Source organism: Sphingobium sp. MP9-4, assembly GCF_005281675.1.
GTDB classification, from domain to species: Bacteria; Pseudomonadota; Alphaproteobacteria; order Sphingomonadales; family Sphingomonadaceae; genus Sphingobium; species Sphingobium yanoikuyae.
The window spans coordinates 1-14,358 of sequence record NZ_LUFI01000047.1; the positions used below are offsets into that span (position 1 = coordinate 1).

Here is a 14,358-nt window from a genome sequence, read left to right on the forward strand (position 1 = left end):
CGCTTGATCCCCATCCATCCGCTCCGCGCCTCAACACGGAGCCACATGAATCAGACATCACGCCGTTTGTGAATCCTGAATGGCGATCCGGCCTAGAAGGCAGACGTTGCTGCAACGCTTCCTTATCGATCAATGCGCTGCCAGCGTGATAGAATTGGTGGACGCATTGCTACGGCGATTCAGACCGAGAGGTCGGATCGATGCCCTGCCGCGAGGCAATGCCCATGAGCGTTATGTCGCCAGATGGGATCATCCGACGGATCAGGTAAGGGGTGTTCTGCGCCGAACCAAGGGTAATAACGGAATGCGACTGACTGTGTACAATAAACTGGCACGGCAAGATAATAGTCAACAAATGCTGAGTGCGGTTTAGGTCGGTCAATGCCAGTGAAGGTATAGAGGCTTTGCTCGATCTTGATTTTCTGCTCAGGCGGTATCGCAAAATGGGTTGTTGAATTGCAGCAGCGCTGGCTCATAGGTCAGCTTCATAACATATCAGCGAGGGCCTGCTATTCCCCCAGCTTGAAGCGGTAATCTCATCGCCGTCGGCGCTCGGCAAGATGATGGGCACGCACTGGCTCGTAGCCGTCAGGCCGCGCCTTTGTCTTGGCGCTGTTGCGCCGCGGTTCGTGACTGATCGTGAACGCTGACCGTCCTGGGCGTGTCGCTATGCTTTTTCGAGATTTACCGGCTGCATGCAGCCGGTAAATCTCGATCCGCTCTTCAAGGCTGAAGTGGCCATGATTTTCTCCCATCGCGGCAACATTCTAACAGTTGTTGCACTTGTTCCGTGAACTCAAGGCGGCGGTAGAAGGAAGGCCGGCCGTCTCGCTATTCGTTGACGTGGCGTGCGCATGCCTGAGATGCCAGCCTTCGCTGGCATGACGGGATTTGCCAGCCCTTAACCACGCTTATTCCTCGGTTCTGAACAGCACCGTCTCGCCGAGCAGCAGGAAGAGGAGGAAGGGCGCCCAGGCGGCGAGAATGGGGGGGTAGGCGCCCAGATTGCCCATGGCGAGCGAGAAATTGTCGGCGACGAAATAGGCGAAGCCCAGCGCCATGCCCATCACCGCGCGCAGGAAGAGCTGGCCCGAGCGGGCGAGGCCGAAGGCGGCGACGGAGCCGAGGATCGGCATCAGCACGGCCGAGAGCGGCCCGGACAGCTTGTGCCACAGGCTGCCTTCCAGTTCTGCGGTCGGCCGCCCGGCATCGTGCAGGTCGCCGATCGCCGCCTGCAACTCGCTGAAGGTCAGGGCGTCGGGATCGACCTTGGCCAAGGTGAACTGGTCGGGACGGATGTCGCTGCCGAAGCGCACGGTGCCGACATTCTGGAGCGTGCCGCGGGCGACGTCGAACTGGCGCGCGCCTTCCAGCACCCAGCTCTTGCTGGCGGCGTCATAATGGCCCTTGGGCGCGGTAATGATGGTGGTGAGGCTGTTGTTGATGCGGTTGAAGATCTCGACCTTGCGCAGCTGCACGTCCTGGCCATGGCCCGCGACGATTGCCGCGGTGACGAGATTATTGCCGTCACGCACCCAGGGATTGGTCTTGATGCCGCTGTCCGCGGGCACCGGGCCGAAGTCGACCGCCTGCCAGGCGCTGAGCATCGCGGTCGAGCGGGCGACGATCCGTTCGTTGAAGGCGTAGCTGAGGACCGAGACGCCGAGTGCGGCGGCGATCAGCGGGGCGAGGATCTGCTGGGCGGAGAGGCCCGCCGCCTTCATCGCGATGATCTCGCTATTCTGGTTGAGCGTCGCCAGCATGATGAGGGTGCCGAGCAGCACCGAGAAGGGCAGGAAGCGGGCGACGATCTGGGGCGCGCGCAGGCCGACATAATGCCAGAGCTGCGCATCGCCATTGCCCGGATAGGCGAGGATGTCGCCCGAATTGCCGAGCAGGTCGAGCATCTGCAGCACGACCACCAGCATCGCTAGCACGGCAAGGGTGCGGGTCAGGAACAGCCGCACCATGTACCAGCTGACCTGGCGCGAGGGGAAGAAATCGAACTGCATGGGGTCAGGCTGCTCCTTGCGCCGGCTCGCCACGCCGCGTCACGAAGCGCAGCAGGCGGCCGATCTGCTTGCCGAGCTTGGCGAAGGCATATTCCAGCGCCGCGATCGGCTGTCCGCCGGGGCGGTGGGCGATGACATGATACATCCAGAAGATCAGCCCGGACGCCAGCAGGAACGGCCCCCATAGCGCGATGATCGGATCGATCTTGCCCAGCGAGCCGATGCTTTCGCCATATTGGTTGATCTTGTGATAGGTGACGATGAAGACGATCGAGAGGAACACGCCGAGCGCCGAGGTCGAGCGCTTGGGCGGGATCGCGAAGGCGAGCGCGGCCATCGGCAGCAGCATCATCATCACCACTTCGACCATGCGGAAATGGAAGTTGGAGCGGACCTCGTTGCGCAGCTTGGTCGGCGTGGCGGGATCACGCCCCATCGAGAAGAGTTCGGGCAGGGTCTTTTCCCGGTCGACGTCGCGGCCGCGGAAATTCTCGATCTGCGGCAGGTCGATCGGCAGATCGTGGCTGGAGAAGGAGAGGATGCGCGGTGTCTTGTATTTGGGTGCATCGTTCACCAGCACGCCGTCGCGCAGGCGGAAGATGATGGTGTCGGGATCGTCGGTGGCGAGGAAGGCGCCCTGGGCAGCCGTGACCGCGACCGACTGGCCATCCTTGCCGACGGCGCGGACGAAGATGCCGCGCAGGTTGCGTCCTTCGTCCAGGCTGCGTTCGATCCGCAGGGTCATGCGCTTGCCCAGGCTGGTGAACTCGCCGACCTTGATCGACGCGCCCAGCGCGCCCGAGCGCAGTTCGAAGCGCAATGCCTCATAGGCGTGGCGGGACAAGGGCTGGACCCAGCCGACAATGCCGAGGTTGAGCAGGGCGAGGGCGAAGGCGAACATGTAGGGGACGCGCAGCAGCCGGCCATAGGAGAGGCCGACGGCGCGCATCACGTCGAGTTCGGACGAGGTGGCAAGCTTGCGGAAGGCGAGCAGGATGCCGAGCATCAGCCCGATCGGAATGCCGAGCGAGAGATATTCGGGCAGCATGTTGGCGAGCATGCGCCACACGACGCTGACGGGGCCGCCTTCGGCCGCGACAAAATCGAACAGGCTCAACATCTTGTCGAGCACCAGCAGCATCGCGGCGATCACCAGGGTGCCAAGCAATGGCAGCGCGATCAGGCGGGCGAGATATCGGTCGATGGCAGTCAGCATTTCTCTATGTCGTCGTCCCATCACCATGTTTTGGCCGCAAACCCCGCCCATATGCGAGTCAGCTAATAAAAGAGTCGCGGGGCGAACAGGGGCTCGCCGTCCGATCACATCGGGCGGCTATAGCTTCCAGGAGTCTGATGGTCATGTTGAAAGTTGCAATGGGTCTGATGCCGGTGGCGGTTCTGTTGGCCGCAACGCCTGCCTTGGCCCATGGTCAGGAAATCACGAACGATCTGTCCCGTTGCGCCGCGTCGGCCAAGGGGCCGGCGGTGCTGGTCGATGTGCGCGGCTTTGCCGAGGCGACCGGCCGCGTGCGCATGCAGTCCTATCACGCCACCAAGGCGAGCTGGCTGACCAAGGGCGAATGGCTGAACCGGATCGACACCGTGGTCCGCCCGTCCGAAGGCGGCATGCGATTCTGCATGCCGATCCCGGAGCCGGGCAAATATGGCATCGCCGTGCGGCACGACCGGGACGGCAATGGCAAGACGGACATTTCGCGGGATGGCGGCGGTTTTTCGAACAATCCGTCGATCAACATCTTCAATCTGGGCAAGCCGTCGGTCGACAAGGCCGCCTTCTATGCTGGACCGGGCGTGACCCGGATCACCATCAACCTCAAATATATGTAAGGTCGTCATGGTTCGCGTCGCGCTCCTGTCCAATCCCAAGTCCACGGGCAACCGGCAGACCTTGCCGCGCGTGCGCAGTTTTTGTGCCAACAACCCGGACATCTTCCATTATGAGGTCGAGCATGTCGACCAGATCGGCCGCGCGCTGCAGACGATTGCGCGGGTCGATCCGGCCGTCATCGTCATCAATGGCGGCGACGGGACGGTGCAGGCGGCGCTGACCGAACTCTATCAGGGCGAGCATTTCTGCGGTCGGGTGCCGCCGATCGCGGTGCTGCCCAATGGCAAGACCAATCTGATCGCGCTGGACTTGGGCATCCATGGCGACCCGATCAAGGCGCTGGAGCGCATTGTCGAGATCGCCAAGTCGGGGCTGGGCGACCATGTCGTGCAGCGCGAGCTGATCGCGCTGACCGACGGGCAGACGACCCGTCCGGTGCTGGGCATGTTCCTGGGCGGTGCGGGCCTGGCCGACTATATCCTCTATTGCCGGGACAAGATCTATCCGCTGGGCCTGTCTAACGGGTTCAGCCATTTCCTGACCGCGCTCGCCGTGCTGGCGTCGCTGGTGTTCGGCATTCGTGCCCGATTCCTGCCACAATCCAGCCACCCGGTCAGCATCTCGCTGATGCGCGAGGGGCAGTTGGCGGGGCGCTTCTCGGTCCTGATCGTGACCACGCTGGAGCGGCTGCTGCTGGGCGTCGATCCGGGTGACAGCCGCCGTGGCAACATGAAGCTGATGGCGGTCGACCAGAGCGTGTCGGCGCTGCTGCGCCTGGTGTGGGCCAGCGTCTTCCGCCGGATGGGCAAGCAGCAGATGCAGGGAATCCATCTGGAGCAGGGCGACACGATCCGCATCGAGGGTGCGCAGAGCAGCGTGATCCTGGACGGCGAAATCTTCCGCGCGTCGGAAGGCAAGCCGATCCTGCTGCGCTCGACCGAACCGGTGCCCTTCCTGCGCCTGGCCGCCTGAGATCGGCCGAGCGGCGGGGGCTGTTTCGGCGCCCGCTGAATGGTTGAGATGGGTGGGCACAAGACATTCCTCCCCGGCACGGGGAGGGGGACCGCTCGCGTAGCGAGTGGTGGAGGGGCACAGGCCGGATAGCGCAGCGCTAAGAGGCACCTGCCCCTCCGTCAGCGCTTCGCGCTGCCACCTCCCCGTTCCGGGGAGGAACGTCCGCTCCTGATCGTTTCACGACAATTTAGACTTGTCCTCGCCACCTAGTCGCGTGGCACCGCTACATCGACCGCGCCCGGCGCGATCTTTACCGTGACCGGGGTTTTTGCCAGAACTTCGCCGTCGATCGATATCTTCTGTGGCGGGTGGCAGGCGAGCTTGAACTGGCGGCCGTGAAATTCCTCCGTATGGGCATTGCGGTCGCGCAGCTTCACGAATTTGGCATACCAGTCCCAGGCGAGGCGCGGCTTGGAGCGGCCGACGACGGCCTGGATCACGATCTCGCCGGTATCGACGGCAGCATGGTCCGATAGCTCGACCCCGCCGTGATAGGGGCCGTTGAGGATACGCACTTCTGTCGACCACAGGCGCCGTTCCTTCACGCCATCGTCGATGGTCAGGCGGAAGGCGCGGAAGCCGACCGAGCATTTGACCGCCCAGATGAGATAGCCGATGCGGCCGAGATAGCGTTTGAGCTTGTGCGGCACGGTCTGGCCGATCATCGGCGACAGGCCCAATGAGGCGGCATTCACGAAATAGTCGCGATCGATCATGCCGAGGTCCACGCGGCGGCGCTGGCCGGTGGCGATGGCGCGGACCGCGCCATCGAGGTCGAGCGGCAGGCCCAATGTGCGGGCGAAGCTGTTGGCGGTGCCGAGCGGCAGCACGCCGAAGACGCAATCCTTGCCGACCAGTTCGTCGACCGTGCCCGACATGGAGCCATCGCCGCCGCCGACGATGACCATCGGCGCGCCGCTTTCCACCGCCTGGCGGACGGTTGCGGCCATCTGTTCGGGGTCATCGACCGCATGGGCAGCGATCAGCTCGACGCCGGCGGCTTCGAGCTTTTCCCTTGCCTGATTGAAATTGTCCTGGCCGCGTCGGCTATGGGCGTTGACGGCCAGGATCGCCTGCCGGGGGAGCGTTTTCGTTTCCATGCCGCAATAACACCGTGCGGCGATTTCGGGTCCATCGGAAACGAATAGCGATGGATTCGTTGGGGAGGCATGGCCCGTATCGCCCATCTGTCCGACATTCATTTCGGCGCGCATGATCCGCGCATCGTCGACGCCGCCACCGCCTGGCTGGAGGAACGCCGGCCCGACCTGGTCGTCATCAGCGGCGACTTGACCCAGCGGGCGCGGGTGGAGCAGTTCAGGGCGGCGGCGGCCTGGCTGGGTCGCCTGCGCGCTGCGGGGCTGAAGATCCTGGTGATCCCCGGCAATCATGACGTGCCGCTGTTCGACGTGGTGCGACGCTTCGCCCGGCCGCTGGCGCGCTACAAACGCTATATCAGCCGCGACCTCTGTCCCTTTTACGAGGATGACGAGGTCGCGATACTGGGCCTCAACACCGCCCGGTCGCTGACGATCAAGGACGGGCGGATCAACCATGACCAGATGGACCGGCTGCGCGAGAGTTTCGCGCAGGTCGCGCAGGCCAAGACCCGCATCCTGGTGACCCATCATCCGCTGTTCGCCATGCCGATCGGCCGCGGTGGAGAATTGAGCGAGGCGGTGGGGCGGCATGAGGATGCGGTGCAGGCGGCGTGCGAGGCGGGGGTGCATGTTGCGCTGGCCGGGCATTTCCACCGCACCTATGCGGAGGCCGCGCAGAAGATGGTGGCGCATAGCGGCGGGGCCCTGGTCATCCAGGCGGGGACGGCGACATCGACCCGGCTGCGCAATGCCGAGCCGCAAAGCTTCAACTGGCTGCATGTCCGGCGCAGCAATGCGATTGAACTGCAGGTGATCGTCTGGGACGGCAACGCGTTTCGTCGGGCCAGCCATGTCGATTATGTGCGGGAAGGCGACGCATGGACGGGACGGGATGTTATCGATCCGCCGACGGTTGGCAGCCTGGCTGTGCTACAAGGGACAGGCTGAGGCAGGAGTCTTCGATCGGTCGCAATTCTCCCTAAAAAACAATGATTCATGTTGCATCGGCGAAGCGATTGACCAAAGGCGATGGGCTTGCGGACCCAGGGAGTGTCAGTTGGTCGGATCATTGTCCCATCGGATTGTGGTGCTGTGCGGCATATTGTGCGTGGTTATGGTGCTGCTCGCCGGGTTGTTGCTCGACGGGTCGGCGCAGATGCGCGGTAGCCTGGGCTGGGTGACTCATTCCTCGCAGGTGCTCAAGACCGCAAACCGGACGCTGGGTCATCTGCAGGAAGCGGAGTCGGGACAGCGCGGCTATGTGCTGACCCGCAATCCCGAATTTGCCGAGACCGTCGCGGCCGAGATCGCCGCCGCCAAGCATGATGCGGCCGCGCTGGTCAGGCTGACGGCCGACAATCCGCCGCAGAATGAACGGGCGCAGCAGGTGCGTGCGCTGGTGACGGAACGGGCCGCGAGCCTGGAGAAGTCGGCGGCCATGACCCGCGCGGGCGACTTTGCCGGGGCGCAGGCATCGACCGCGACCGGGCGGGGGCGCTATCTGATGCTGATGGTAGAAGCGCGGGTCGGCGATCTGCTGGCCGAGGAGCGCGCGCTGTCGGTCGATCGCATGGGCGCGGTGGAACGGCGGCTCAACTATATTCGCTGGCTGGTGCTGCTGGGCACGCCGCTGACGGTGGCGATAATCGTCATCATGGGCGTGGCGCTGATCCGCGGCATCCGCCGTCCGGTCGATGCGATGATGACGGTGATGGGCAAGCTGGGCGCGGGCGACCGCAGTGCGCGCATCGATGTCGAGATGCGGTCGAGCGAGTTCGAGCGGCTGGCCGGCGGCTATAATGAAATGGCGCGCGAACTGGAGGCTGCGGTCGCCGACCAGGTGGACAGCGAGGGGCGGCTGAAGGTCGCCAACCAGGAACTGAGCGCCAATGCGCAGGTGTTGCGCGAACGGGGCGAGGTGATCGAACTGCTGGGCGGCATGGCCCACCGGATGCAGGCGGCCCGCACCGACGAGGAACTGGCGTCGATCATCCGGGTGTTCGTGCCACGCGTGCTGCCCGATATTCCCGGCGCCCTCTATGCCCATAATAATTCCCGTAACCTGCTGGTGCCGATCGCGGCCTGGGGCGGGCTGGAGGTCGAGCAGGCGGGCTTTGCGCCCGACCAGTGCTGGGCGCTGCGGCGCGGGCAGAGCCATTATGTGACCGAGCAGGGATCGGACATCGTCTGCGCCCATGTCGGGGCCGAGGCGGACCATTATCATTGCGAGCCGCTGCTGGCCGGCGGCGAGGTGATCGGCGTGCTGTATCTGCGCGGCGTGGTGGGGGCCGAGAACCGGTTCCGCCTGACCGTGCTGACCGAGAATATCGCGTCGGCCCTGGTCAACCATCGTCTGCAGCGCGGCCTGCGCGAACAGACGATCCGTGATCCGCTGACCAGCCTGTTCAACCGCCGCTACATGGAAGAGACGCTGGCGCTGGAGATTGCGCGGGCGACGCGCACCGGTAGCCCGCTGAGCCTGGTGATGTGCGACGTCGACCATTTCAAGCGCTTCAATGACGAGTTCGGCCATGAGGCGGGCGACGCGGTGTTGCAGGCGGTCGCGACCGAAATGCGCAGCCGCTTCCGCGACGGCGATGTCGTCTGCCGCTTTGGCGGCGAGGAGTTCACCATCATCGCGCCGGGCACGTCGGCCGTGGTGCTGGCCGACCGGGTGGAGATCGTCCGCCAGGCGATCAGCGAGCTGATGGTCAACCAGGGTGGGCGCACGCTGGGGTCGACGACCATGTCCTTCGGCGTCGCCACCTGGGAAGAGAGCATGGAGCGCGACGGCTCGACACTGATCAAGGCGGCCGATGCCGCGCTCTATCGCGCCAAGCGCGAGGGGCGAAACCGGGTGGTGCTGGACGCGCGGGCGGAAGCGCTGTCAGCCTGACCAAAGTGGCCTGAAAGGGGCGGCGGAAAATAGGAAAGTCGCCGCTTAACTTCGCATATTTCCCGCACATTTCGACATTTTATGCCGATGGTTGGAAATTTCCTTGCGTCGTCCAGCTTGCCTGAGTTGAGAAAGAGCCGGGCGCGATCATGGCAGTTCGGCGCGCTGTAGGACAGCGGACCGTTTCATGCGGGCTGGAGGCTGTCGGCGATCGCGCGCAGATGGGTGAGCGCCGGATTGCGGGCGTCGGGGCGGACCATCAGCAACTGTTCGACCATCGGCGCGTCGACCAGCGGCACGAAGCGCACGCTGGTCATGGCGAGCCGTCGCAGCGATTCCGGTACGATCGCGACGCCCAGCCCTTCGCCGACCAGGCTGACGATCGTCTGCTGCAACTGGGTTTCGAGCAATATGGCGGGTGGCGCGGCCAGCCAGCCCAGGATCGCGCGGCGCAGCGTGGGCGTCACATCCGCGGGCGAGAGGATGAAGCGTTCGCCGGCCAACTGGTCGGGGGTGAGGGCGCTGGCACTGGCCAGATGATGGTCCGACGGGACGACGGCGGCGAGCGGCTCGCGATAGAGCGGGCTGGTGACGAGGCCGCGCCGGGGGCCGGGATCGAAGCCGATGGCGGCGTCAAAGCGCCCCTCCATCACGCCGTCGGCCAGCATCATCGGCAGTGTTTCGCGCAGGTGCAACGTCACGTCGGGATGGGCGGTGGCGAAGCGGCGGGTGAGCAGGGGCACGCTGCTATAGGCGGCATGCATCATGAAGCCGATCGTCAGTTCGCCACGGTCGCCGGACTGCCAGGCGCGGGCATCGCGACAGGCGCGGTCGAGCGCGGCGATGATCTGTCGCGCATCCTCCAGGAAGCGGGCGCCGGCCGGGGTCAGCACGGCGCTGCGCGAATGGCGCTCGATCAGGCGGACGCCCAGTTCCTGTTCCAGTGCAGCCACCTGGCGGCTGAGCGGCGGCTGGGTGACGTGCAGCCGTTCGGCCGCGCGGCCAAAATGCAGCGTTTCGGCGACGGCGACGAAATAGCGGAGCTGGCGAATATCAATCATACGGAAACGGTATCAATCATTCCATGCAATGGCATTGGTATGCATCGATCCGGCGGCGTAGGCGAGCGCTGTTTCCGCTGTCCCGAAAGTCCTCCGATGTTGTCCGTAATGCTGATCGTCCTGCCCATCTTCGCGCTGATCGGGGCGGGATGGATCGCCCGCAGGAGTGGCGTGCTGGGGCCGCATGCGACCGGCGAGATCAATCGCTTCGTGGTGTGGCTGGCGCTGCCGGCGCTGCTGTTCGACATCGTTGCCAAGGCGCGGTGGAGCGACATCTGGCAGCCCGGCTTCATCGCCGTCTTCGGCATCGGCGCGGGGCTGAGCTTTGCCGCGACGCTATTGCTGCGGCGACGCGAAGGGCGGCATCTGGCGGATGCGACGGTCGATGGGCTGAATTCAGGCTATGCCAATACCGGCTTCATCGGCTTTCCGCTGGCGGCGACGATATTGGGGCCGGCATCGCTGGCGCCGACTTTGGTGGCGACGATCATGACCGTCTGCCTGCTGTTTGCGGTGGCGCTGATCCTGATCGAGATCGGGATGCAGAGCGAGCGGCGGCCGGGGCACATGATGGCCAAGGTCGCACGGTCGCTGGCGACCAATCCGCTGCTGGTCGCGCCGCTGGTCGGTGGGCTGTTCCTGGCCTTTGCCATTCCGCTGCCGGCGCCGCTGGACAAGTTCCTGTCGCTGCTGGGCGGTGCGGCGTCGCCCTGTGCGCTGGTCGCGCTGGGGCTGTTCATTGCCGAGAAGCGGGAGGGCGCCCCGCCGCCGGCGGGTGCGGTGGGGTTTCTGGTCGGCATGAAATTGCTGGCGCAGCCGCTGCTGACCGGGGCGCTGGCGCTGGTCTTCCGCCTGCCGCCGGCGCTGGCGGCGACGGCGGTGCTGATGGCGGCGCTGCCGACCGGCACCGGTCCGTTCATGGTCGCCGAATTCTATGGCCGGGAAGCGGGTATTACCGCGCGGGTGGTGCTGGTCTCCACCATCGCCTCGCTGGTGACCATTACCCTCTATCTGAGCCTGCGCTGAGCATTAGGGCGACAGGGCGTTGGGCTTTCACGCGCAAGGACAGGCCGTTAACAAAATAAATACTCGTCTTTGCTCTGCTGAGGGCGCAGGTTTTGCTGCTCCGATGGCGAATGAAGATGGGGGCCGGACTTGCGGCGACGGATCATTATCTTTCTGGCCCTGATATTGGCGATATTGGCGATCGTCATTCCACTGGCACTGACCGTCCATTTTTCGCGCGAGCGGGCGATCGCCGCCGAGCGCGCGCATATGCAGGAATATGCCAACTGGACGCTGCTGCGCGCCGAACAGGTGCTGACCGACGCCAAGGATGTGCTGGCGCAGGTCGGCAAGGGCGATTGTTCCGTCGGCCATATCGAGCGGATGCGCCAGTTGGCGATCGACAGCGGGGCAGTGGAGGAAGTAGGCCATTATGATGGCGATCGGCTGGCCTGCACCGGTTGGGGCAAGGTGCCGGCGGATGTCGTCATCGGGCGCGGGACGCCTTCGGCGACGCTGGCGGGCGGTTATGCGCTGCATCTGCATGTGAAGCCGCGCATCAGCCATGCCCGCGAGGTGATGGTGCTGGGCTATCGTGACCATAATGTGCTGATCCTGCCGCAGCGGCTGGTCGATGTCTTGTCCGACAGCCACATGATCCTGGGCATCGCGACGCGGCAGGGGACACTGATCGCCATTACCGGGCGGGCCAATGACGGGCTGGTGGGACAATTGAGCCGGCAGGCGATGACCGGGATGGACGAGACGGACATCTATGCGTCGGTGCAGCGCGGCGACCTGACCGCCTTTGCCATTGCCGACCGCAGCGCCATCGATGCGAAGCTGGGCAGCGAGATGCGCCTGTTATTGCCGATCGGGCTGGTGGCGTCCGCGATCCTGATGCTGCTGATCCTGTGGGTGTCACGCCAGCGCCTGTCGCCGGAAAAGGAACTGAAGCTGGCCATCCGCAAGCGCGAGTTCCAGGTTCATTATCAGCCGCTGATCGAGCTGGCGACTGGCTATTGCGTGGGCGCCGAGGCGCTGGTGCGGTGGCGGCGGCCCGATGGCCGGTGGATAGCGCCCGACCTGTTCATCCCGCTGGCCGAGCAGAGCGGGCTGATCCTGGACATTACCGACCATGTGATCGAGCAGGTGGTGGCGGACCTGCACGCCATGCTGCTGGCCGAACAGCAGGTGCATGTGGCGATCAACATTTCCGCGCGCGACCTGGAAAGCGGCCGCTTCCTGGACGTGCTGGAGCGCGAGATAGCCAAGGCCGGCATCGCGCCGGGCCAGATCTGGCTGGAGGTGACCGAGCGCAGCCTGATCAACCCGGACACGGCCCGCGCGACCATCGCCCGCGCGCGCGATGCCGGGCATCTGATGGCGATCGACGATTTCGGCACCGGCTATTCCAGCCTGTCGCTGCTGGAGACATTGCCGCTCGACGCGCTCAAGATCGACAAATGCTTCATCGATGCGATCGGCCGGGATGCGGCGGCCAGCGTGGTCACGCCCCATATCATCGGGATGGGGCGGGCGCTGAAGCTGAACCTGATCGCAGAAGGGGTGGAGACCCGCGAACAGGATGCCTATGTCCGCAAGGCCGGCGTCCAGTTCGCGCAGGGCTGGTATTATGCCAAGGCGTTGCCGGCGGACGAGTTCATGGCCTTCTACCGCGACTATAATCGGGGCAAGCGATCCCGCTTCCTGAGCGTCGCGGCCTGAGGATCAGTCCTTGCCCTTCAAGGCGGCGGCCAGCGAGACGGTGGCGCTGCCGCGGCGGGCGGGAGCGGCCTGGCTGGCGTCGGGTTTCCAGCCGGAGAGATAGATCAGCGCCATCTGTTCGGCGGTGCGGCCGTCGGGATCGGCGGCATCGGCGAAATGGGCGGCGGCGCGCATCAGTACGTCGCGCGACAGGGTTGGCGGGCGGGTGGCGAGCGCATTGCCCGCGCCCATGCCGCGCAGATCGTGCATCAGCCGGACCACGTCGCCATAGCGGATATTGAGCGTCTCGCCATCGGCCACCGGCATGGCGAAGCCGGCGCGGCTGAGCAGGTCGCCGGCCGAGCGGACATCGACCTGGGGATGGACATGCTGACCGGGGCGGTCGCCTTCGGCCGCGAGCAGGGCGGACTTGAGGCGCGGCAGGCTGCCTGCGCCGGCAAAGGCGGCGAGCATCAGCCCGTCGGGCCGCAGCACGCGGCGCATCAGGATCAGCGCGCCGGGCAGATCATTGACGCTGTCGAGTGTGCCGCAGGCGATGACCAGGTCGAAACTATTGTCGGCAAAGGGCAGGGCATCCTCGTCCGCCTGCACGCCGCCGGCCCGCTGCGCGGCGAGAAAGCCGGGATCGGCGCAGGCGACGCGCTTGCCCATGGCTTCGAGCGCGGCCTTCGCGCTGCCGTCCGGGCAGCCGACCAGCAACACTTCGGGCAGGTCGCGCTGCACATCGGCCAGCCGTTCGAGCAGTTCGTCCAGCATCGCGCGGTGGAGGAAGTCATGATCGGCAAAGGTGCCGAGCATCCGGTCGCGGTGGCGGGCGCGCAGAGCGCGGTCGAAAATGTCGGGGCGGGTTTCGGGGGCAGTCATGGCGGGCCTTGTGCATCGGGGACGAAGCGGGGACAAGGCAGATGATGTCGCTGGTCCCGCTTCTCAAGACCGTGATGCGTCCGGTCATGGATTATGCCCTTCCGCCACGCTGCCCCGGATGCGGCGCGATCGTCGGTGCGGACCATGGTTTCTGCCTCGATTGCTGGAGCGGGATGCGGTTTCTGGGGCCACCCTGCTGCGCGCGCTGCGGCCTGCCGTTCGCGCATGAGATGGGCGAGGGCGCGGCCTGTGGCGCCTGCCTGGCACAGCCGCCGCCGTTCGACAGCGCGCGGGCGGTGCTGGCCTATGGCGATGTCGCGCGGACTGTGGCGCTGCGGTTGAAATATGGGCGGCGGATAGGCCTGGCCCGGCTGGTGGCGGGGCAGATGTTGCGCCATGTGCGGCCGGAGATGGAGGACGCGCTGATCGTGCCGGTGCCGTTGCATCGCTGGCGGCTATGGGGGCGCGGCTTCAACCAGTCGGCGCTGATCGCCGATCATCTGGGGCGGCTGACGGGGCTGGCGGTGGACAAGCATGGCTTGCGCCGGGTGAAGCGGACGCAGCCGCTGCGGGGCATGAACCCCAAGCAGCGGGCGCAGGCGGTGCGCGGCGCCTTTGCGTTGGCGCAGGGGCACGGGCTGGCGGGACGGGTGATATGGCTGGTCGACGATGTCCATACCAGCGGGGCGACGGCGGCGGCCTGCGCGAAGCTGCTGAAGGGCGGCGGCGCGCGCGAGGTGCATCTGCTGTGCTGGGCGCGGGCGTTACCCAGAACCGGCGACGATTGACAAAGTGCGCATTCCCCCCAATTTCGGGGCAAAGGAGTTTT

At 65.5% G+C, this 14,358-nt stretch carries 12 protein-coding genes; 7 read left to right on the forward strand and 5 right to left on the reverse strand.

Translation table 11 applies throughout. The features are described 5' to 3' along the window. Positions 1-911: 911 nt before the first annotated feature. Together lptG and lptF are read right to left on the reverse strand one after the other, a co-directional pair. Positions 912-2,012, reverse strand: a complete 1,101-nt coding sequence (lptG, locus tag A0U87_RS15450; RefSeq protein WP_004211023.1) for an LPS export ABC transporter permease LptG — start codon at positions 2,010-2,012, stop codon at positions 912-914. Between the two features lie 4 nt (positions 2,013-2,016). Beyond that, positions 2,017-3,228 carry an LPS export ABC transporter permease LptF gene (gene lptF, locus A0U87_RS15455; RefSeq protein ID WP_004211025.1) on the reverse strand — a complete coding sequence of 404 codons (1,212 nt, stop codon included), beginning with the start codon at positions 3,226-3,228 and terminating at the stop codon, positions 2,017-2,019. 137 nt (positions 3,229-3,365) lie between these two features. Between lptF and A0U87_RS15460 the strand changes: the two genes are divergently transcribed. Then, entirely contained in the window at positions 3,366-3,860 is a 495-nt protein-coding gene (locus tag A0U87_RS15460; RefSeq protein ID WP_010337967.1) for a DUF2141 domain-containing protein, read from the forward strand. A gap of 7 nt (positions 3,861-3,867) precedes the next feature. After that, entirely contained in the window at positions 3,868-4,833 is a 966-nt protein-coding gene (locus A0U87_RS15465; protein WP_010337966.1) for an acylglycerol kinase family protein, read from the forward strand. 248 nt (positions 4,834-5,081) lie between these two features. Here A0U87_RS15465 and A0U87_RS15470 read toward each other — a convergent pair whose 3' ends face one another. After that, positions 5,082-5,975: a YegS/Rv2252/BmrU family lipid kinase gene (locus A0U87_RS15470; RefSeq protein WP_137405675.1), complete on the reverse strand. Its 894-nt coding sequence runs from the start codon at positions 5,973-5,975 to the stop codon at positions 5,082-5,084. Positions 5,976-6,044: 69 nt separating this feature from the next. Between A0U87_RS15470 and A0U87_RS15475 the strand changes: the two genes are divergently transcribed. Then, on the forward strand, positions 6,045-6,923 hold the full coding sequence (locus A0U87_RS15475) for a metallophosphoesterase (RefSeq protein ID WP_048938285.1): 879 nt from the start codon (positions 6,045-6,047) through the stop codon (positions 6,921-6,923). A 166-nt stretch (positions 6,924-7,089) separates the two neighbouring features. Next, positions 7,090-8,871 carry a diguanylate cyclase gene (locus tag A0U87_RS15480; protein WP_048938286.1) on the forward strand — a complete coding sequence of 594 codons (1,782 nt, stop codon included), beginning with the start codon at positions 7,090-7,092 and terminating at the stop codon, positions 8,869-8,871. A 185-nt stretch (positions 8,872-9,056) separates the two neighbouring features. Here A0U87_RS15480 and A0U87_RS15485 read toward each other — a convergent pair whose 3' ends face one another. After that, on the reverse strand, positions 9,057-9,932 hold the full coding sequence (locus tag A0U87_RS15485) for a LysR substrate-binding domain-containing protein (protein ID WP_048938287.1): 876 nt from the start codon (positions 9,930-9,932) through the stop codon (positions 9,057-9,059). A 96-nt stretch (positions 9,933-10,028) separates the two neighbouring features. Between A0U87_RS15485 and A0U87_RS15490 the strand changes: the two genes are divergently transcribed. Both A0U87_RS15490 and A0U87_RS15495 read left to right on the forward strand, forming a co-directional pair. Then, complete coding sequence (locus A0U87_RS15490) at positions 10,029-10,958, forward strand: AEC family transporter (protein WP_048938288.1); 930 nt, start codon at positions 10,029-10,031, stop codon at positions 10,956-10,958. A gap of 129 nt (positions 10,959-11,087) precedes the next feature. Next, on the forward strand, positions 11,088-12,665 hold the full coding sequence (locus A0U87_RS15495; protein WP_122928226.1) for an EAL domain-containing protein: 1,578 nt from the start codon (positions 11,088-11,090) through the stop codon (positions 12,663-12,665). A 3-nt stretch (positions 12,666-12,668) separates the two neighbouring features. Here the strand turns inward: A0U87_RS15495 and A0U87_RS15500 are convergent, their stop codons facing one another. Further along, entirely contained in the window at positions 12,669-13,529 is an 861-nt protein-coding gene (locus tag A0U87_RS15500; RefSeq protein WP_048938290.1) for a methyltransferase domain-containing protein, read from the reverse strand. Between the two features lie 41 nt (positions 13,530-13,570). Between A0U87_RS15500 and A0U87_RS15505 the strand changes: the two genes are divergently transcribed. Further along, a complete protein-coding gene (locus tag A0U87_RS15505) occupies positions 13,571-14,317 on the forward strand; it encodes a ComF family protein (RefSeq protein ID WP_048938291.1) in 747 nt (248 codons plus the stop codon). Positions 14,318-14,358 lie beyond the last annotated feature (41 nt).